At 37.5% G+C, this 21422-nt stretch carries 18 protein-coding genes; 1 reads left to right on the top strand and 17 read right to left on the bottom strand.

What is annotated here, in order from left to right:
• Nucleotides 1–5: 5 nt before the first annotated feature.
• The 10 genes from AC5SLP_RS05185 to fdhF form a co-directional block, all read right to left on the bottom strand.
• Nucleotides 6–830: an NADH-quinone oxidoreductase subunit B family protein gene (locus tag AC5SLP_RS05185; RefSeq protein WP_495254083.1), complete on the bottom strand. Its 825-nt coding sequence runs from the start codon at nt 828–830 to the stop codon at nt 6–8.
• On the bottom strand, nt 827–1363 hold the full coding sequence (locus AC5SLP_RS05180; RefSeq protein ID WP_495254082.1) for a formate hydrogenlyase complex iron-sulfur subunit: 537 nt from the start codon (nt 1361–1363) through the stop codon (nt 827–829). The genes AC5SLP_RS05185 and AC5SLP_RS05180 overlap by 4 nt, the downstream gene beginning before the upstream one ends.
• Nucleotides 1364–1372: 9 nt before the next feature.
• Nucleotides 1373–3112 carry an NADH-quinone oxidoreductase subunit D-related protein gene (locus AC5SLP_RS05175; RefSeq protein WP_495254081.1) on the bottom strand — a complete coding sequence of 580 codons (1740 nt, stop codon included), beginning with the start codon at nt 3110–3112 and terminating at the stop codon, nt 1373–1375.
• 10 nt (nt 3113–3122) lie between these two features.
• Nucleotides 3123–4607 carry a hydrogenase 4 subunit F gene (locus AC5SLP_RS05170; protein ID WP_495254080.1) on the bottom strand — a complete coding sequence of 495 codons (1485 nt, stop codon included), beginning with the start codon at nt 4605–4607 and terminating at the stop codon, nt 3123–3125.
• Between the two features lie 8 nt (nt 4608–4615).
• Nucleotides 4616–5263 carry a hydrogenase 4 membrane subunit gene (hyfE, locus tag AC5SLP_RS05165; protein WP_495254079.1) on the bottom strand — a complete coding sequence of 216 codons (648 nt, stop codon included), beginning with the start codon at nt 5261–5263 and terminating at the stop codon, nt 4616–4618.
• A 1-nt stretch (nt 5264) separates the two neighbouring features.
• Nucleotides 5265–6188 (bottom strand): respiratory chain complex I subunit 1 family protein, encoded by a 924-nt coding sequence (locus tag AC5SLP_RS05160; protein ID WP_495254078.1) that lies wholly within the window; start codon nt 6186–6188, stop codon nt 5265–5267.
• 10 nt (nt 6189–6198) lie between these two features.
• Entirely contained in the window at nt 6199–8163 is a 1965-nt protein-coding gene (locus tag AC5SLP_RS05155) for a proton-conducting transporter transmembrane domain-containing protein (protein ID WP_495254077.1), read from the bottom strand.
• Nucleotides 8164–8176: 13 nt separating this feature from the next.
• Nucleotides 8177–8749 (bottom strand): 4Fe-4S dicluster domain-containing protein, encoded by a 573-nt coding sequence (locus AC5SLP_RS05150; RefSeq protein WP_495254076.1) that lies wholly within the window; start codon nt 8747–8749, stop codon nt 8177–8179.
• A 2-nt stretch (nt 8750–8751) separates the two neighbouring features.
• The gene (locus AC5SLP_RS05145; RefSeq protein ID WP_495254075.1) at nt 8752–9033 is read right to left on the bottom strand and encodes a hypothetical protein; all 282 of its coding nucleotides are present in this window, start codon (nt 9031–9033) and stop codon (nt 8752–8754) included.
• A gap of 547 nt (nt 9034–9580) precedes the next feature.
• Complete coding sequence (gene fdhF, locus AC5SLP_RS05140) at nt 9581–11818, bottom strand: formate dehydrogenase subunit alpha (protein WP_495254074.1); 2238 nt, start codon at nt 11816–11818, stop codon at nt 9581–9583.
• Nucleotides 11819–12098: 280 nt separating this feature from the next.
• On the opposite strand from fdhF, the gene AC5SLP_RS05135 reads away from it, so the two are divergent.
• The gene (locus AC5SLP_RS05135) at nt 12099–12746 is read left to right on the top strand and encodes a Crp/Fnr family transcriptional regulator (RefSeq protein ID WP_495254073.1); all 648 of its coding nucleotides are present in this window, start codon (nt 12099–12101) and stop codon (nt 12744–12746) included.
• A gap of 66 nt (nt 12747–12812) precedes the next feature.
• On the opposite strand, the gene nikR is transcribed toward AC5SLP_RS05135, so the two are convergent.
• The 7 genes from nikR to AC5SLP_RS05100 all read right to left on the bottom strand — a co-directional run bounded on the left by nikR (nt 12813) and on the right by AC5SLP_RS05100 (nt 21344).
• The gene (gene nikR, locus AC5SLP_RS05130) at nt 12813–13226 is read right to left on the bottom strand and encodes a nickel-responsive transcriptional regulator NikR (RefSeq protein WP_495254072.1); all 414 of its coding nucleotides are present in this window, start codon (nt 13224–13226) and stop codon (nt 12813–12815) included.
• Nucleotides 13227–13302: 76 nt separating this feature from the next.
• Entirely contained in the window at nt 13303–15522 is a 2220-nt protein-coding gene (gene hypF / locus AC5SLP_RS05125) for a carbamoyltransferase HypF (RefSeq protein ID WP_495254071.1), read from the bottom strand.
• On the bottom strand, nt 15512–17176 hold the full coding sequence (locus AC5SLP_RS05120) for a hypothetical protein (RefSeq protein WP_495254070.1): 1665 nt from the start codon (nt 17174–17176) through the stop codon (nt 15512–15514). The genes hypF and AC5SLP_RS05120 overlap by 11 nt, the downstream gene beginning before the upstream one ends.
• The gene (locus AC5SLP_RS05115; protein WP_495254069.1) at nt 17173–17712 is read right to left on the bottom strand and encodes a HyaD/HybD family hydrogenase maturation endopeptidase; all 540 of its coding nucleotides are present in this window, start codon (nt 17710–17712) and stop codon (nt 17173–17175) included. The genes AC5SLP_RS05120 and AC5SLP_RS05115 overlap by 4 nt, the downstream gene beginning before the upstream one ends.
• Before the next feature lie 12 nt (nt 17713–17724).
• Entirely contained in the window at nt 17725–18402 is a 678-nt protein-coding gene (gene cybH / locus AC5SLP_RS05110; protein WP_495254068.1) for a Ni/Fe-hydrogenase, b-type cytochrome subunit, read from the bottom strand.
• Between the two features lie 20 nt (nt 18403–18422).
• Nucleotides 18423–20171 carry a nickel-dependent hydrogenase large subunit gene (locus tag AC5SLP_RS05105; protein WP_495254067.1) on the bottom strand — a complete coding sequence of 583 codons (1749 nt, stop codon included), beginning with the start codon at nt 20169–20171 and terminating at the stop codon, nt 18423–18425.
• A 15-nt stretch (nt 20172–20186) separates the two neighbouring features.
• On the bottom strand, nt 20187–21344 hold the full coding sequence (locus tag AC5SLP_RS05100; protein ID WP_495254066.1) for a hydrogenase small subunit: 1158 nt from the start codon (nt 21342–21344) through the stop codon (nt 20187–20189).
• Between the last annotated feature and the right edge of the window lie 78 nt (nt 21345–21422).

Here is a 21422-nt window from a genome sequence, read left to right as displayed (position 1 = left end):
AATTCCTAGTTGCTTGCCAAATCCATGCGATCAGCATCATCGATCTCTTTGTATTTACGCATATGAGAGAGATAGATTTTATTGTGTAAGGTTTGCATACACTCTTGATACCGCTTATCTTCCTCTTCACGAGCTAAGCGTTCCATCACAATGCGTGTTTTAGCAGTATCCTTTACATCCGGAGATTCTTTGAGTGCTGATAGGTATTTATCAGAAAGTTTACGACCAAAGAGATACCCCATCAATACTTTTGATTCAGCTAAAATATCTCTTTCAAATAAGAGATTGCCAAGGAGTGAGTTTTCCACTTTAGGCGATTCATTTGAACCATCGGTATGCACTTTAAGCGATAATTTTTGATCTAAGATGCCTAAAGCTGTTGCTAATCCATGAAGAATGGTTGCAGGGTGCGGTGGGCATCCTGGGATATACACATCCACAGGAATCACTTTATCGATACCACCCCACACACTATAAGCATCATGGAATATTCCACCACTGCTACCACATGCACCAATGGCAACCACGACTTTTGGATCGGGGGTTGCTTCATAAGCTCGTAAAAGTGGATAGTACATTTGACGCGTTAAAGGACCTGTACACACTAAAATATCTGCGTGGCGTGGCGTAGCTACCAATTTAAAACCAAAACGTTCGGGGTCCCACATCGGTGTTATAGCCGCAAAAATTTCAATTTCACAGCCATTACATGATCCACAGTCCACACGATAAACACTAAAACTACCTTTAATGTTTTTTAGATGCTCTAACTTTGATTCAACAGAGTTTGCCAGTGCTATTTCTTCTGGTACAACATAGGTTTTACTCATTTTTTAGCCTTTCCAAAATATCGATTCATTTGCTCAACAACACTATTTTTTTTGCATTCTTGGCAGGTTCGGATGTAGCTTGTTTTCTCAGCCAATGTCTCTTCACTCCATCCGACTTTTTTAAGGCGCTCTAAATCATACGCGATAAGCTTTTTAGTCGTGAAAGGTTTATGGCATACTTCGCAGTACTCTAATTCAAGCTCCCCACGCTCCATTAAATCTTCTTTGTTAAATTTCACGGCTATTTCAAACTCTTTGGAAAGCATGACAGCATTGGTTGGGCACACCTCGTCACAACGACCACAAAAGATACATCGTGCGCAGTTAAATTCCCACACTAATTTCTTTTTTTGCTTATCGAGCTTGACATTAATAGCGTTTGATGGGCATGCAACGGCACACGCTGTACAGCCAATACACTTTTCATAATCATAAGCAGGTTTACCACGAAACCCCTCAGGAACATTGTAGGGTTCCAAAGGGTATCCGTAAGTAGCGCTACCATATTTTCGGGTCATATCTAATAATTTCATCTCATACTCCTACATAGTTTTCAAAGGAGAATTTTTCAAGGTCTGAGAATACTGTTTAAGATCTTGATGGGTAAGTACTTTAGATTTGTGACTTTTAACATCCACAATCGTTACACGTTCTGTACAGGAATAACATGGGTCTAACGAACAGACAATCAAAGCCGCATCAGCGATGGTGTTGCCACGGAATTGATAACGAAGGGATGGCCAGTTGTTATACGTAGCAGCACGACATCTCCAGCGGTACACTTTTTGAGCATTACCGTGCATAATCCAGTGCATGTTCTCACCTCTGGGCGCTTCATCATTACCAATCGCAAAAGCGCCTGGTTTAATCATAGTTTGAGCAGAGATAATTGTTTGACCGCCTGGCATCATTTCAAAACATTGGCGAATGATGGAAATTGACTCAAGTAATTCTTTATAACGCACCATTTCGCGAGAAAACACATCGCAACCGTATTCAACTGCGACATTAAATTCGATTTGGCTAAAGAAATCGTACGGATGGTCATAGCGTGAATCGCGTTTAAAACCGCTACCTCGAACATTAGGACCAACGGGTGAAAAATCGCGCGCAACGTTAGGGTCTAGAATACCCACACCCTTCCAACGTCCAATTTGCGCTTTATCATCCATGACCGCTTCCCAAACTTCTTTGAGTTGCTTTTCGATGATTTTTAAAAGGTCTAAACTCTTTTTAATCTCCACACCACTCATATCACGGCGAAGTCCACCCATGACAACGTTGCCATAAGTTTTACGACCACCCGTGACAAGCTGTGCAAGCTCCATCGAAAACTCACGAATTCTAAAGATATGCATAAACGCATTGACATTGCCTGTGACTTCACATGCAAGACCAATGTTCAAAAGATGTGAGTGAAGTCGTTCTATCTCCAAACAAATGACACGCATCGCTTGCGCACGAAGAGGAATATCTAAGCCAATCGCGCGTTCTGCCGCTTCAATACACGCAATCGCATGGGCATAACCACAAATACCGCACACACGTTCCGCTAAATACCCCATTTGGTCATAGTTCATTCTATTTTCAGCGAGTTTTTCCATGCCACGGTGTTGATAAAAGAGTCTATAATCCGCATCGATGATGGTGTCACCATCGCAATACAATCTAAAGTGACCGGGTTCATCACTCGTAATATGCAACGGTCCTAAAGGAATATCCACAACACCAGCACCTTCTGGTTCCATAAAGGCATAATCCGGTTCATCTTGATGATCCACAGGATCAGGGCGATACCTATAATCCATAGAATCTTTACGTAAAGGAAAAAGATTCTCTGGCCAATCATCGGCAACAACTAAACGTCTAGGGTCAGGTAATCCAATGGCACGTAAGCCAAATAAATCATACGCTTCACGCTCATACCAGACTGCCGCTGGCACTTTACATGTAACGGATGGAAAGGTTGGGTCACTGGCTGGGACATACGCTTTTACGGTAATCCAACATTTTTCATTTTGCACTATTTCATCTGCCGCAGTCAGCTTGCCACCTTCCATAGAAAGGACATAATAAAGCGCAAAATTGCCGTTAAGTTGTCGCTCATCATTTGGAATCATGGTTGAAAGCCAACCGCCCATATCATAATAAAGCGTACGCACAGCTTCTGGAAGATCATTTCTATCAACAGTAATCGTTACTTGATCTTCGGGTTGTCGTTCGATATTTTTTATGGTTATTTTTTGTTTTAATTGGTTAATAAAAATTTCACCTTTTAGCATGTTGTTCTCCTTATGCCACAAATATGATTTTGACTGCGCTGTTAAGTAAAGTAATCCATCCCTCAACAGAGAAAACGCCAAGGATAATAATCAGTGCAGCAAGACCAATAAGCGGTAAATTTGCACTCCATGCAACTTCACGTGAGAGAATTTTTACTTTACTTTCACCAAACGTTGCAAGGAAGAAGTGAGAAAAGTCTGCAATAAAAATAATGATCAAACCAATGATAAATAACACCACTGGTAAAACAAGCGCTGTATTAAACGACTCTTGAATAATCTTAAATTCACTCACGAAAATTGCAAAACCAGGTACACCGACCAACGAACAAATCGCAATACCAAACAAGATAGCCGTAATTGGTGCGATTTTAATCAATCCACCCATTTTGGTCATATCCCGTGTTCCATAGATTTGAACCATGTTTCCTGTGGTACAAAAGGCAAGAGCTTTGGTGACAGAGTGTGCTAAAGCATGAAACAATGCGGCAAAAACACCAATCATTCCACCCACACCCAAACCAAAAGCAATCACACCCATGTGTGCAATGGAGTGATACGCAAACATTCTCTTTACATCGTGTTGGCGAATCAAGAAAAGCGCTGCAATAAAAATAGTAATTAAACCACTCACAAGCATGACTACTTGAACGTAATGAAACCCAACCAAGGAGTTACCCACAATCGCGTAATAACGAATCAATCCTAAAATGGCACATTTAAGTAAAATACCTGAGAGCATCGCAGACGCAGGTGCTGGACCTTCAGAGTGAACGTCTGGTAGCCATGTATGGGTTGGAGCAAGACCTGCTTTGGTACCAAAACCAATGAGAGCAAAGACAAAAATGAGTTTCAAGATATCAGGATTAATCTCTTTGGCATGCGCCATCAAGGTTGTCCAAAGCATCATGCTGTGGCTATCTTTGATAACAGAAAAACCAGCACTGTAAAGTAAAACGGTTGCATAAAGCGCAAACGCTAGACCGATACTACAAATAACGATATATTTCCAACCACTTTCTGTTGATTTTTTACCTTTATGCAGAGCAACCATAAAAACAGAAGAAAGCGTCGTCGCTTCTATTGCTACCCACATTAAAACGATGTTATTTGCAAGAACAGAAAATGTCATTGTAAAAACAAAAAGATGAGAGAGTGCAAAAAAGAGTTTGGCATCTTTAGTGGTAATTTCACCCTTTTCAATTTCCCATTGCATGTATTTGACAGAATACAAATTGATTAATAAACCTGTCACACCAATCAAAGATAAAAAAACACCGCCTAAAGCATCAATAAAAAGCATATCATGAAATGCAAAATACGTTTTGCCGTTCATAACATACATCACAATATTGATAGCGACAAATGTAGAAGCCATTGATGCAATTACATGTAATGTACTGAGTGTCTTAAATTGTGCAGGCGCTAACCAAATAACGAGCGATGCCAAAAGAGGAACCGCTAGTAATAATATAAATAATTGTTGAATATCCATTTCCTTACCTACCCTTTCAATTCAGTTGCTTTGGAAACATCTAAAGAACCAAAATATTTATAAAATCTCTGAGCGAGCACTGACATAATAAGAACCGCAAAAATAGCGTCTGTTAAAATACCAAGCTCTGCAATTTCGGGTGAGTTATATGCCATTAATGCTAATGAGAGATGGATACCATTCTCAAACATACAATATGCAAGAATTTGTTTAATGGCTGAATTGCGTAGAATAAAACCAAAAATGCCAATCATAAAGATAGTAATAGAAGCAATCAAAGGAATACTCTCTTTAATCAATGAAAATTCCATGTACGTTGGATAAACCGACATTGCAATGGCAAGTGAAAAACTAATCGCAATAATAGGACTTACAAAAAAGCCTGTTACAGGTTCATCTTCACTCACAACACCCAACTTTTTGACAAGTCTGAGCATAATATAAGGAATCAAAAGCACCTTGGTAAAAAATGCGATAAATGCCCATGTGCAAAGTTGCTCAGCCAAATGCGTTGAAGAAAGAAGTAAAAAGATTGAAACCAACAGCGCTGTTTGAAGTGAATACACATAAATCGCTGCTTTGTAATTTCTGAGTCCAAAAATAATCAATGATGTTGTAATCATTGCTATGGATAAGATACTGAGTAAATCAATCATATTATGCTCCTACAACATATAAAGCAAGTGCTATAAAAGAGACACTAAATGCTGCAATGGCATTTCTTCTAAAGCTTGATAATAATTTATGTCTTGGTCCGAAGTTATCAATGAAAACAGCCGCAACGTAAAAAACACCTGCTTTAATAATAAAAACAATCAGAGCTAAAAAAGGATTCTCAAAACTCCAAGGCTCAAAGACTGTTAAGAACATACCAATCATCGCAAACTGTTTTAAGATAAGTCCCGCATGGGCTATACCAAAATCAGAACCACTGTATTCGCCTAAAACACCCTCTTGAAGCTCTTGTTCCGCTTCAGCTAAGTCGTAAGGATTTCTGCCACTTTCAACATACATCGCCCATAAAAAAGAGATGGAAGCCACGGCAAACGCTGGGATTTGATACCCAATCACACCGGTTCTGACCATATGTTGAATTTCAACAAGATTGCTGGTTTTTGCAAGCAGCATCACCACCAATAAACTTCCCATGATGACAGGTTCAACAAACACACCCAACATCTGTTCACGACTGCCGCCAACACCTGCATAAGGGTTACCTGAATCAATCGATGCCGCGCCAAAAATAAAACGAAGCATGGCACCTAAATAGATGACAACGAACACATCAGAGTAAGAACCTGCTAATGAATTGGTGCTGTACATAATGGGCATGGCTGCAAGCAGTGCTGCACCTGTTGCGAACAGTGTGTAAGGACCATAACGAAAGACCCAGTGTGAACACCTAGGGGTTGTACGACCTCGTTTGAACAACTTCACAATGTCACGATATGTTTGAAAAAAATCTGGCGCACCGCGACGTGATTGCAATCTCGCCCTTAAAACTCTTGCAATACCATCAAACAAAGGTGCTACAAGTACAATGGCTATGACCTGAATGATCATGTAAAATAGACTACTCATTTTAAACCTTTTATATCATTTGACTGATGGCGAGGAAAAGACACAATGTGCCTAGAATATATGCTGAATACATCCCTGTGCTGCCATTTTGCATACAAGAGACTTTTTTGGAAGCGTATTCAACAAAATCAAGCACAGGTTGATAAAAAATATTCCACCAAACATCTTGTGCATGATTGTGATAAATCACTGGTTTGAAATACCCTTGATCTTCAACCCTAGAGCCACTTTTAAAAAGCCAATCCATCATTTTTCTTAAATCACCCGTAAATGGAGATGCCGTGATTTGCATACGTGTACCGTATTTAAATCCACAAGCCCAAGGATCTGTTTCTCTTGAAGAAGTTTGTTTTGATTTGTAGAAAACAATAATTAAGAATGGCAGTGCGAGCGTTGCCATCATGACAATCGTAATCAATGGTGTGGATAAAATAGACCCCAAAGGCGAAGCAATACCAGTCATTCCTTCTTCAACAGGAAAGCTACCTGCAAAGGTTGATACAACTTTCATAATATTTTCAACAACGCTATTAGCACCTACACCAAAAGCAATACAACCAAGTGCTAAGACCATCATACCTGCGATCATAAAGAAAGGTGATTCATGTACATGGTCAAAAATTTCAAGTTTACGAGGCGTTCCGCCAAAAATAACACTATAAACTTTTACAAAACACATAACCGCTAGAGCACCGGTTAAGGCAAGGGCTAAAACACCTATAATAAAAATGGTACGAGGAGCGATACCAAGACCAAGTGCACCTTGAATCATGGATTGATAGGTTATCCATTCACTCACAAATCCATTTAATGGAGGAAGCGCTGTAATGGCGAGAGAGCCTATCAAAAAAGCTAAAGCAGTGTAAGGCATTTTTTTGGCCAATCCGCCCAAAATCTCCATATCTTTTGTATGTGTTGCATGTAACACACTGCCTGCACTTAAAAAGAGTAAGCCTTTAAATGTTGCATGATTTAAGATATGGTACATTCCCGCTAGAAAACCGACAGATGCAAGGGTTACAGAATGTATCGCCATGCCATAAACACCCGTTCCAAGACCAAGAAGGATAATACCAATATTTTCAACGGAGTGATACGCAAGCAACGCCTTGTAATCATGTTGCGCAAGAGCGTATAGAACGCCAAGTAATGCTGAAAGTGCGCCTATAACAATGATTAATAATCCCCACCAAGGCATCACAGGCAACCAAACACAAAATTTGATAATTCCAAAGAGTGCCACTTTAATCATAACCCCACTCATCAGTGCTGAGATATTAGAAGGAGCTTCAGGGTGTGCTTTTGGAAGCCATACATGAAAAGGAAACATGCCTGCTTTTGAACCAAAACCAACAAATGCAAGTAAAAACGTAATGCTTGCAATCAATGGAGTCATTTTAATAGACGTAAACGAACTAAATTCCAAAGAGCCTGATTGATACGCCATCATTAGAAATGCAGATAAGATGCACATACCACCAAAATGGGCAATTCCAAGATAGACCATAATGGCTTTCATTGATGATTTTGAATCATTAAAGCAGATAAGAAAGGCTGAGATAATCGTCATCAATTCCCAACAAATCATAAACCAAAAAACATCAGATGCACTAATAACCAACAACATAGAAAGTATGAAGAGATTAAATAAAGAAGCCATAACAGCAAGGCTGCCTTTTTTGGCATACCCATCCGCATAAGCTATCGCATATAAAGATGACGCAAATGCAATCAACGTAATGACAAACGAGAAAAAATTTCCAATAGGGTCTATTGAAAATGTAGGATTGTATAAAAGTGCAATATTGGTTGTGAAATGGTCACTTTCACTGATATGACTTAAAAAATAAAAAGCACCATAACCTGAAGCAATGGCAGAAAGCCCAAAGCCTATTTTAGATGCTATGTTATTTTGTTTATAGAGCAAAAGTGAAATAACACTTCCTAGCACGTATAATAAATATACATCTATCATCATTTATCCTTCATTAAGTATGTTGTATTAAATTCTGAACATAGGCTTCAACACTGTGATTCGCTTTTTTACCAATCACTTTTGTTTCCAAGTTTTTAGTATCGATGAACATTAAAGCACCTGTTGGGCAAACTTCTACACAGGATGGCCCTTCATCTCTTCCTTTACATAAATCACATTTAATAGCAACACTCTTAGCACCAACCTCAGACTCTAGACCTAAGTTATATTTTGGTTCCATCGTGTAATTGACAGAAGGCATAATTTCAGCTCCTGCACGAATAGCACCAAATGGACATGCGAGTGTACACATCTTACAGCCGATACAAATTTCTTCGTACAATTCAATGGAATTTTCACCGAAGCGCAAAGCACCCACTGGGCAGACATTTGCACAAGGGGCATCATCACATTGGCGACATTGATTTGGCATCGTACCACTGAGTGTTCGTGTGACTATAAGACGTGGTACTGCTAACTTTCCACGTTTATAGGAAGACTCATAACATGCCGCCATACACGTTGCACAACCAATACAAACACTTGGATTTGCAATAACAAATTTATTGACTCGTAACTCATTCATCTTTATCTCCTTACAGTTTTATATAATTCAGAGGGATGCATTTGTAGATATGTGGTTTCTCTCATTTTAATAAACTCACTTTCATCAACTTCTCTATTTATTTTCAAAATAGGTTCAACTGATTTCCTGATTGGATGTACATATTTACCTTTAAAACATACTGTTTTATCATAAACTTGATAATGTTTTTTGAGGTTAAAATTGACGATTTTATTATTATATTTAAAAAAATTGATACTAATAACTACATCATCAAGAGCATCTTTCATCCAATCTTCTTTCATTACTATCCTTTCATGAAATTTATGTCTTATAAATTAAAAAGTATGCTTATTTTTAATTTATAAATTTAATATTAAAAAATATATATACTTTTTAAATTTATGGAATAATAGTATCATCTTTGAAAAATAAAGAGTGTCAGCCATATGACACTTTTTAAAAATTATCAATAACATTATTTTATAGGGATTATTGAGGAAAAATATGTATAGCAGTGCATTAAAATAATTTTAAGGAATATTTCAAATAATTGACAAAATACGTCAGTAGGCATGCAGAAAGGTATGAAATATGTATATTGTATATAAAATTATTATTTTAAAAATTTATTAAATATCCACATATTTATTATTGAGATGCAAGTAGTATATAGACTATAAAGATATTGTAATATAAAAATATATATTACAATATTGACGAATAAATTAAATATAAATTCGAGACTTAAAAAAGAAATAATCCCATCATGTAAATCCTAAATATCCTAACAAAAATTATAGAAGTTATCTCACAAAAAATTAATGAAGGTGGAAAAACCACCTTCACAGTTTATCTTCTGACAGTTCGATAAAGTTCAGATGGATGCATGTACATATCTGTTGCATTACGAACAGCTAAGTACTCTTCTTCTGTAATTTTTCGAATTGCCGCAATGGTCATTTTAAGAGGATTCATTCCAGACAGTGGGTCTTTATCTTCCGCATTTGCTAACTCATTGCCATCAGCCTCTGCATAGTGAAACGTTGTAAAAATAGTTCCATGACGTAAATCAGGGTTAATTCTCACTTTCGCTGCAATTTTACCGCGCTTATTTTCCACAATTGCATAACAATCTTCTTGTAAATCTCTTGCATCTGCGATATCAGGGCTCACTTCAATCGCTGGTCCCATAAAATCTGCACCCATTTCCAATGGTTTACACTCTCGTGTCATCGTACCAGTATGATAGTGATAAACTTTACGTCCTGTTGTAAACAGACAAGGATAGAGTTCATTGACCTTTTCACTGAGTGCACCAGAACCCACGGGATAATCAGCTGGAATGCCCAGTGTTTCAATCAATTCTTTTTCAAGTGTGGCTCGCTGTGTCTTATCATCGGTATAAATGACCGGTGTTAGTCTAAATTTTCCATCCGGTAACATTGATTTTTTATCTTCGTACAAGACGGGAGTCCCAAGATGCGTTTCATCAGGACATGGCCAACTGATACCATCTTCTTTTTTAAGACGATAATAACTAGCTCCTCCAAAGAACCGAGGATTGAGTGCTTGCACCTCTTCCCATATCTCTTCTGCCTTGTAAAAATCAAATCCTTCTAAGCCGATTCTTTGCGCTATATTACAAATGACTTTCCAATCAGGCTCAATTCCAACACTGGGTTCAATAGCTTTAGAAACCATTTGAATACGTCGTGATGTATTGATAAATGTTCCCTCTTTTTCACCCCATGAAGCAGCTGGTAAAACAAGGTCCGCTTTTTGCGCTGTTTCTGTTAAAAAGATATCTTGAACAATCATCGTTTCTAAGTGAGCAACGGCTTCAATAAAGTGCTCTGTCCAAGGATCACTCATCACGGGGTTTTCGCCAAAGACATAAAGAAATTTAATGATGCCCTCTTCTATTTTATGTGGCACTTCTGTTAGTTTAAATCCAATATTTGAATTAATTTGGCAACCCCATATTTTTTCAATATGGCCTCTCACTTCAGCGCTTGTTACCATACCATTGGGAACCCAGTTTGGAAGTGCTCCCATATCACAAGCACCTTGTACATTGTTTTGTCCACGAAGTGGATTAACACCTGCCCCTTTTTTGCCTAGATTTCCTGTGAGAATAGCAAGATTTGAAAGAGAAAAAATATTGGAAGTTCCATCAATAAATTGTGTCATACCCATGGTATAACAAATAGCTGCTGCTCCAGCATTTGCGTACATTTCAGCCGCCTCAATAACAAGACTCGCAGGAATACCTGTTTCATTTTCAACACGTTCTGGTGTAAAATCAGCAACAGCGTATTTCACATAATCAAAACCAACAGAATAGTTTTCAACAAATTCTTTGTCAAAAAGGTTGTTTTCAATGATATGATGAATCATCGCATTTAAAAGAGGAATGTTATACCCAACAGGAATTTGAATGAAGATATCAGCTTTCTTAGCCATATCGGTCTCTTTAGGGTCAATCACAATCATTTTAGCACCACGTTCTAACCCTCGTAACATCTGCATTGCTATAATAGGATGACATTCACTGGTATTTGTGCCTATTAAAAAGAGAACGTCTGTATCTGTTGCGAACTCTGTAAGATCGTTCGTCATGGTGCCGTTTCCTAATGTTTTAGTCAAACCGACTACTGTAGGACCATGTCAAAGACGAGCGCAGTGATCTATATTATTTGAACCTTGCATACGAAAAAGTTTTTGAAAAGCATAATTGTCTTCATTGGTGCATCTAGCTGATGAAAACCCCATAATGCTATTAGCACCGTAGTTTTCAACAGAAGACTTCATACGAGAAGCAACAAAGTCATATGCCTCATCAAAACTAACCTCGACTAATTCGCCTTTCTTTGAAAAGACGCCGTCTTTTTTTCGCATAAGAGGCTTTGTTAATCTGCGTGGTGAATGCACATATTCCCAACCGTATAATCCCTTCAAACACAACTCGCCATCATTGACGTGATGATGTTTTGTTGGTTCAGCCTTGACGATTTTATTGTTTTCAACCAATAAATCTATATTGCAGCCAGTACCACAATATGGACACGTAGTTTGAAACTTTTTCATCTCTATCCTTTCTTAAAATATTCAATCTTAAATTTAATTATATGTCTTTTTTTTAATAATATAAATTTAATATTAAGAAATAAATATACTTTTAAATTTTATGGAAGAATGGTATCACAACTAAAAAATAAATACTGTCAGATAGATGACACTTTTCATTTTTTTTCAGAACACCTATTTTTAGGGATTTTATAGCATAAATCATAGATAAATACTCATTAATTTTACTTTCAGAAATCATACGATATGCTTTAGTAATTTTTAAAAAAAAAGGTTGAAAATGGAATCTAGCAGAATCAGAATAGATTCAATTGATCTTTCATCAATCCTCTCAAACGATGAATTCAAATCAATCCCGATTAAGAAATTTGTGAAAGGCAACATCGCTTATGACAATAAATTACTTACGTTATATGTTTTTAAAAGTGGAAAAGCTAAAGCTATTATTTATGAAAATGACGAAGAATTTATTTTATATTACCTCATTAAAGACAATATAATTATTCCTGAGGAGTCATGTGTTGTTGAATTTTTAGAAGACAGTGAAGTCTATTTAATTGACGCAGAAAAGTTCTCTCATTTTTTTAGAAACGAAAAATTTTCAACAGCGGTCATTTCATCTTTGAAACAGCGTGCAGTCATGGAAAGAAGAATTATTAAAAATCTTGTTTTCAAAAGTTGTAAAAATAAACTTGCTTCTTTTTTGCTTGAAGTTGCGATTGCACAAAATAATAATTTGGAGAATAATTCATCTATAACACTTAATCTATCCGTAAAAGAATTATCGACTTTTATTGGATCAAAACGTCAAACAGTGTCTACGGTATTTAATGAATTATTGAAAAAGAAGATATTAACCAAAAGAGATAATACACGCTACGCAATATCAAATCTAGCAAAACTCAAAGAATGGACATTGACAAATTAACGCAGAACAATTTACATGTAAAAAAAGTGAGCAAGCTTCTTGCTTACTCACTTCAAACACGTGATACTAAGAAGCAGGAATCGCCGCTTCAACTAATTTACAGAATTTCACCCCTTTGAGTCCTGCGATTTTTTGTGCAAAATCCTTCACTTCAGAAACTTTTCCTGTCACCATGATGGTTTCCAAGCAGTTTTCATGACTCACATGTACATGGGTGTTGCACATGATTTGAATTTTTGCATCGTGTTGAATCTCTAAGATTTTTTGAACAAGTTCATTTTGATGATGCGTGTAGATCATCGCAAGGACACCTATGACTTCACTGTTGTCATCTTGCCAATCATCCTTTACAATTTTTTCACGAATTAAATCACGGGTAAACTCGCTACGCGAAGCATACCCTTGAGCATCTACTTTTTTATCAAGTTCTTCTAAAAGCTTCTCAGGTAATGAAACGCTAAAACGAATAATTTTATCCATGTTTGATCCTTTTATTGCATTTGAATCTATTTTATTCATACTATTCTTTAAAAAGTTAAAGATAAAAATATTAATATTATTTTTGAAGTAATTTATATATCTGTCCGACACAAATTCCGCCATCATTGATAGCAATTTGTTGCGGGAAATAGAGCTTTTGTGTTGCTTGAGAGAGTATTTTTTCCATAAGCGTGCGATTTTGAAACACTCCACCTGAAAGCACTATTTTTAGGGGATAATGTCTTGTAATATCGCTTATAATATTTGCCATTGCATTCATAAATTTTGTTGCAATCACATGAGGTTCTCTATCCTGAAGCATTTCTGGGAAAATATGCAAATATTGCATAGTTTTATCGTCAAACTTGATGTCATAAGCTTCACTTATAGTAGAATCATACAGGCTTTCTAACCACAAACCGCTCTCACCGTCATAACTGACTTCATCATGCATACCACAAAGTACTGCAACAGCATCAAAAATTCTGCCCACGGAAGAACACCATGGAGCATTCACTTTTTTCATGTATATTTGTTTTAAACTGTGAAGCGTTTTTTCACTAAACAAAGTGAGTAAAAAAGAGTCTGCCTCGTCACCCATACTTTGCCATAGAAGGGATGCTAAAATTCGCTTGGTATCTTTAATACTAGCATCTCCGCCTAAAAGGAGAAAAGGCTCAAACGATGCTACTCTTTCATAACCTTCACGATCACACACGAAAAATTCTCCACCCCAGATAGTGCCATCTTCACCATAGCCTGTTCCATCCCACGCTATTCCTAGCACTTTTTCATCCAATTTGTGTTCACACATCGCTGAAAGAATATGTGCGTAATGGTGTTGAACTTGATGAAACGGTAAAGCTTGCCTTTTAGCCCATTGCGTTGAAGCATAATGAGGGTGCATATCGCCTACAATCACATCAATTTTTAAATTATAAAAGTGTGTAAAATCATCTATCATTTTTTCAAATAGCTTACACGTTGCAACATTGTCTAAATCACCAATATAAGGGCTAATAATCATTTGATGATTCAGATAAATGGCAATAGCATTTTTCTGATGAGCTCCTATGGCTAAAATCGTACGCTCATCGTTAAAATCAACTCGAAAGCTTTGGGGTGCTAGACCTCTGGAAGAGCGCATAATTAATGTCTCTTCACCGATAAATTGCATCACGCTATCATCACTTGAATGTACGATGTCTCGATTATAATCGAGATAATACTCAATGACATCACCTAATTTTCGTGTCAGTTCATCTGCGTCGCTGATAATAGGCTCTCCCGAACGATTGGCACTGGTTGCAACAATAGGGATAGATAAATGGTCAAACAACATTACATGTAAAGGCGTATAAGGTAAAAAAACCCCTAACCTATCGGTTTTTGGAGCCACCAATGGACTGATTTTGGAATGCTGTTTTTTGCGCTTCAATAAAACAATCGGACGCAATAGTGATGTAACACCCATTTCTTCATTTTGCGTCATTTCACATTCATTTTCAATCGCCCATTTATCTTTAAACATCACAGCAAAAGGTTTAGAGGGGCGATGCTTACGCTGGCGAAGCGACTTTACTGCTGCATCGTTAGTTGCATCGCATATGAGGTGAAATCCGCCCATACCTTTAAGAGCAACGATATGCCCTTTTAAAATCAGTTCTGCTAAATGCACAATGGCTTCATTGTTTGTAAATAATAGGTCGTTGTGAAGGTTACGAAGAAAAAGGGTAGGACCACATTTAGAACAACTGATAGGTTGCGCATGGTAACGACGATTCAGTGGATTTGTGTATTCGTTTTTACATGCATCGCACATCTCAAAAGGTTGCATAGAGGTGAAGGGACGATCATAAGGAACGGTTTTGATAATTGAGTAGCGAGGACCACAATTGGTACAATTGATAAAAAAGTAGTTATACCTACGATTTTTTGGGTCTCGTAGCTCGTTCAAACAATCATCGCACAACGACATGTCAGGCAAAACTAAAGACGATTTATTGTCACTAGCAACGCTGTGTACAATTTCAAAGGTGGTATCATTTTTACATGTAATACTCTTTTTATGCCATGTATCAATGCGAGCAAGAGGGGGTAATTCATCAAAAAGAGATTTTTCAAAAGAGGCTAACGCAAAAGATTCGCCTTCAATTTCAATATGCACACCAAGGGCGTTATTTAAAACAAAGCCACATAAATGATAACGTATAGCAAGAGTATAGATGAAGGGGCGAAAACCAACCCCCTGCACTATTCCTTCAATATCATACGAAAAGCGTTCTTTATCGATCAATAGGAAGTTCTTTATTGAAACAAATCGTATGATTTGGTTTGATATTTTTAATGACCAATTCACTCAAACGCTTATAGCCAAATAAAGAGCCTGCTAAAGCTATTTTTTCAGTGAGAAGATTTTCTTTATGCGCATCTGCCGTATCGGAGAGAAAATAAGCCAAGCTTTCCATTAAACCAAAGCTTAAAGTCGTATCATCTGTACCAGCGAGCTTATAACTCATTGCACTACGCATCAAGCGCACATAATCAAAATCTGAACTGAGTGCATCTTGTTTTTGAAGATAATAATCCATTCTTGGTCCTTTTTGACCACCAAAATCTTCAGCATTTTCAATTAATTGTTCTGCTGCATGGTCAAAATTATCACTTAATCCTAGAATTATAGCAACAATCTTCCATAAAGAATAGATACTTTGTGGTAAATGAGACGGGATGACACATGCAAGTGCTTTTGCATATATTTCTGGAAATTGTGCTTCAAAATTTTCGACCAAGCGAAGAGCAGACGGACTGCTTCGTTTGATTTCGGCAAAAAGCTCTTCAAAAGAAAGTGGTAGAGGAAATTCAACGAAATTAAGCATTCCATGCTCTTTTGAATAATGCATAATGCGATCAGAATGCGTTCGACTAAGATAAAAACAACTTGACGTTGTTTCAAAGAAGTGATGTTCTTGCATAATGGAAACAAATGCACCATGTGCTGGTTCTTCAAATTTATCAAGGCCTTGTTTCAATTGCTCTGAAGCATAGTCACTACCTTCAAGAATAACAATCTCACCATTTTCAAACACAGAAATCTGAAGAGGCGCTATAGCTGTTTCAGGCAAGGTCATTTTGTGCTCGGTATCAAATAAAGGCTTGGATGTTTTAAATAAAAAGAAAATACCCTGTTCAAAAAGAATTTTACTTAAATGATATAAGAAAAAATCATCTGACAACCGCATCGTAACGCGCGATGTTGGCAAGATACCTTTTTGAGCAAAAAAAGCATTCACTTTTAGACGAATGGCAGGTCGTTCAAGAGAGGCCAAGGCTTTAATCTCATTCTCTTTTATAACCACCATACGTTCAATAACCGATAAATCAGTCGCAATGATGTCAATTCCCTCTAAAGAAGGAAGAGAACTCAATAATTCAATTTGCCCAATCGTATAATGGCAATTTGATTTTTCTACCGTAATCGTTTTACCATCTTTAATTAACTCTGCAATCAATGCATAAAATTTTGCATATTCTTTAGCTTCATTGGCAGATGCAATATTTTCATTACCTTTAAATAAACTAACTTTTTTGGTACTCTTTTCTCTAAAAGGGCATTGATACAAAGGCGATTCTATGGAATCATGTAACGCCAAAATTTTAGGCGTAAAAATAACATCATGGGAACAAGATGGTAAAGTCTCATTTTGTGAAGGCATCGATTCTGCTACATAAACACTGGAAGATTTAAAGAAAATAGATAATGGTAAGGCGGTAGAAAGATAATCGGCAAAAGCGCCTAAGCGCTCTTCATCGGCTTGTGTATAGAGTGTAACAAGCGAATTTTCTTTAATAATTTTATGTGAAATACCAAAGTCTAATGCACTCTCTTTGAGAAGTTTTTCTAAGACACCATTTTGCGAAACATAATAAAATTCAAATGCTAAAATCATCGCTCCTCCAAACAGGACATATCTGCAATTTCTTGAATGGTGCAATCAGCAATTTTTTGATGACTAAATCCTAGTTCACCAAGATGTTTTAGTAAAACTTTTTCCATGACTTCGCTTCCTTTTAAAACAGCTGGAGTCATTTTCAATGTCGTTTCACTGACGACCTCTGGAATGATACCCACAATTTTAGTCGGAGGGCGGTCACCTACCAAATCCATCATACTGAGTGTTTGCAACATCTCAACTTCATGGACACTTCCTTGCCATGAAATAGAATTAGGAACATTTTCAAAATCAAAGAAATAGACATCACCGATTTCGCCATCGCTTGCATCAACGCAATCAAGAACAATGAGATAATCGTATTCAATGATAATAGGGATTAATCTTTCTGCTAGAGTGCCACCATCAATAAAGGTGAGCGTATGTTCAGATGAAGAAAACGCATATTTTTGTTCAACAAGGCGGCAAAGATGAACTCCGACGCCTTCGTCGGAGAACATAACATTGCCAATGCCTAAAATCAACACTTTCAAGCCAAAACTCGCTTAGTGTTTTTGGTCGTGTTTAATAAACTTATAACCACTGATAATCGCATCCATAGAACCCTCTTTACCCATAATAGAGTTAAAGATTGCCATATAGATATGAATTGGTAAGAATATTAAAATACCCCACATCGTAATATGATGAATTTCTCTTACCATTGCAAGACCGCCCATCATTGCTTCAATAGGACGCATATAGTCGTATAAGAACAGACCGATACCGCCACCTTGATACATATGAACATATAAAATAAGTCCTGTAATGCTAATTAAAAATACCATTGCATACAATCCCACATAAGCAATAAATTGAAGTGGGTTATATACACCTCTTAAATGTGGATGTTCTCCCATAAAGAGGTAGTATTTTAGTTGTTGAAACCATATTTTTGGACTGATAAAATCCAAAAAGGATACTCTTTCTTTCATACTTATTTTATCTATTAAAAAGAGATAAAGTTTAAAGAGTGTCACTGCAATTAGGACAAATCCAGCGATTTCATGCCACATTCTAAATTTTGCATTTAAGAAAAGCACAGGTTCATCTGATGCTTCAGGTACGATGAATACATAGGTCAAATAAAACCCTGTCACCGTCAATACAAAAATAGCGATTGCTCTAAGCCAGTGCGTCCAACGAAGCCCTGCTGAGAACTCAAATTCTACATTTCTTTTCATTGTTAGACTCCCTTTCGCTTTTAGCAAGATGCGCCGTTAACATTGACCTTATAACTGCTCATCTCATTGCCTTTTGTATCCATTACATGTACAGCACATGCTAAACATGGGTCATAAGAGTGGATGATTCTTACAATCTCAAGCGGTTGAGAAAGATCAGCGATTTTGAGACCAATTAATGATTCTTCATATGATCCTCTAACACCTTTGGCATCTTTTGGACTTGCATTCCATGTTGTTGGAACAACAGCTTGCCAGTTTTCGATAACACCATTTTTGATTTTAACCCAGTGACTAAGAACACCACGTGGTACGTTACCAATGTAGCGACCTTTGTACTCTTTGTTTTTATCAATTTTGTAACTGGTGTATGTTGAGTCATCAACTTTAAGGTTATTAATCAATGCCATAAATGCTTCTAAACCGTGGTCTGCAATAATTTTTGATTCAAGCATACGACATGCTGTACGGCCAAGTGTTGATGCCACTGCTGTAATAGGAAGTCCTGTATCTTTAAGGAATTGATTGACCGCAGCTTGGACACGTTTGTTACCAAGCGCATAGTTTACAACGATATTCGCCAATGGTCCTACTTGGTAAGGTTTGCCATCGTAACGTGGTGCTTTAACCCAAGTATATTTACCGTTTTCATCAATAACTTTTGTTGGAGCAAGAACGCCTTTATCATTAACGGTTTCAGCATCTTTGAAACCAGTATAGTTTGGCTCTTGTCTACCTTCATAAGGATGGTACGCTGCATTGTCTTTATACCAAGAGTGTGTTGCCTCTTCAGTAATTTTGCTCTCATCTAGTTGATCAACTTTGAAAGGTTTACCGGTAATAAGATTCACAACTTCCGCACCAGACATCATACCACTCTCAAAGAGGTACTCTTTTGCGTTCATTGGAAATTCTTTGTAGGTAAAGAGGTTAGCAACACCAAGTCCTGCAGTAACACTAGGTTCATTAGCATAGGCTTTACCTGCCATAACAAGGTCAGGATAATATGCACGATTGACAAATTCAGCAATCTCTTTGAATTTTGTCATATATTCACCTAAACGTGCTGGAGATTGGATATCCATAACACATGTAACACCACCAACGCTTAAGCTTTGTGGATGTGGTTGTTTTGCACCAAAAATTGCCATCATTTGAGCAGCTGTTCTTTGAATCTCAAGAGCTTTTAAGTAGTGAGAAACAGCAATGAGGTTTTGTTCTGGTGTTAATTTGTAAGTAGAGTGTCCCCAATACGCGTTAGCGAATGGTCCAAGGTGTCCTTTTTTAACGAATTCCGCTACTCTTTTTTGAGTCGCAACAAGGACGTCCGCACCACAGGCAATAGGAGCGTCTGTGTATTTAAATGCTTCTTCAGCAGCTTTATGTGGATCGGCTTTAAGAGCAGAAACAACGTCTACCCAGTCAAGTCCGTGAAGATGATAGAAATGAACAGGATGGTCATGTAAGAAAAGTGCCATGTTCATTAATGTTCTTACCAATTTAGCATTAAGTGGTGGCTCAATTCCTAGAGCATCTTCAACTGCCATAATACCAGCTTTATAGTGTGAGTATGTACAAACACCACAAATTCTTTGTGTCATAAAACCAGCATCTCTTGGGTCTCTTCCTTTTAAGATGGTTTCAATACCTCTCCATAGTGTTGAAGAAGAGTATGCTTCTTTGACAACGTTGTTATCATCCACAATAACTTCAACCCTTAAGTGACCTTCAATTCTTGTAATTGGATCGACTACGATTCTTTTACTCATTCTATTATCCTTCTATTATTCTTCAGTTTTTCCACTGCCCTTAACCGCAGCAATTGCTGCGTGAGCCGCAATACCTACTGCAGTAGCAGTGAGAAGTGCAACACCTACTTTATCAGCTGTTTTGTCTGCACCTTCGCCATATACTGTATGATAGAGTCTATCACCAAGAGGTTCTTCAAATGGTCCCATATTGTCCCAGAAACCTGGTTCTGAACAACCAATACAGCCGTGACCTGCTTGAACTGGCCAAGAAGTATGTTGGTTAAATCTCTCGCGTGAGCAGTTATTGAAGGTATAAGGACCTTTACAACCAACTTTGTAAAGACAGAAACCTTTTTTAGCACCTGCATCACCAAATTCTTGAACGAATTCGCCGGCATCAAAGTGACCACGTCTTTCACAAAGATCATGAATTCTAAGACCATAAGCCCATTTTGGACGATTGTAAGCATCTAATGCTGGAAGGGTTCCAAAAAGAATATAGTGTAGTACGTTACCCACAATATTTTTCTCACTTGGAGGACAGCCTGGAACATTAATAACTGGCTTATTCGTTACTTTGCTAAGAGGTTGAGCATTGGTTGGGTTTGGATATGCCGCTTGAATACCACCAAAGCTTGAACAAGAACCAATCGCAAAAATTGCAGCAGCAGCATCGGCTGCTTTTTGTGCACTTTTTTGACCTGTTTGTCCATGTGGTCCAACGGTTAAGAAGAACTCACTGCTACCTGCTGGAATACCGCCTTCAACCATTAAAATAAATTTACCTTTGTATTTCTCAATTGCACTCTCTAAGTTGTGCTCTGCTTGCCATCCACAAGCAGCCATCAATGTTTCATGATACTCCAATGAGATGTGATCAAAAATCAAACTATCAATGGTTGGAGCATCTGTTCTTAACAAACTCTCACTACAACCAGTACACTCTGCCATATGCAACCAAACGACTGGCAAACGATCTGTTAGTTCAGCAGCTTGAGCCATAAGTGGTGTAAATTCTGAAGGTAAAGACAACATAGCAGTAACACCTGCTGCCCACTTCATAAAATCTCTACGGCTGATACCATTTTCTTCCATCAGTGCCGTAATCGATTTTTCCTCCTTAATGCGGGGGAACTTCTCAAGATTGCTTAATCTCTCAGCAAGCCTTTCGTACAGTTTTGCGTGTTCCATCAGTTTCTCCTGTGTAAATTTTCCAAGATCAATTTAGATGGTCATTTAGGAAATAATTATTTACCTGAATGACTATTC

It is taken from the genome of Sulfurospirillum sp. E15m (assembly GCF_059415145.1).
This window is presented reverse-complemented; position numbering and strand designations above follow the sequence as displayed.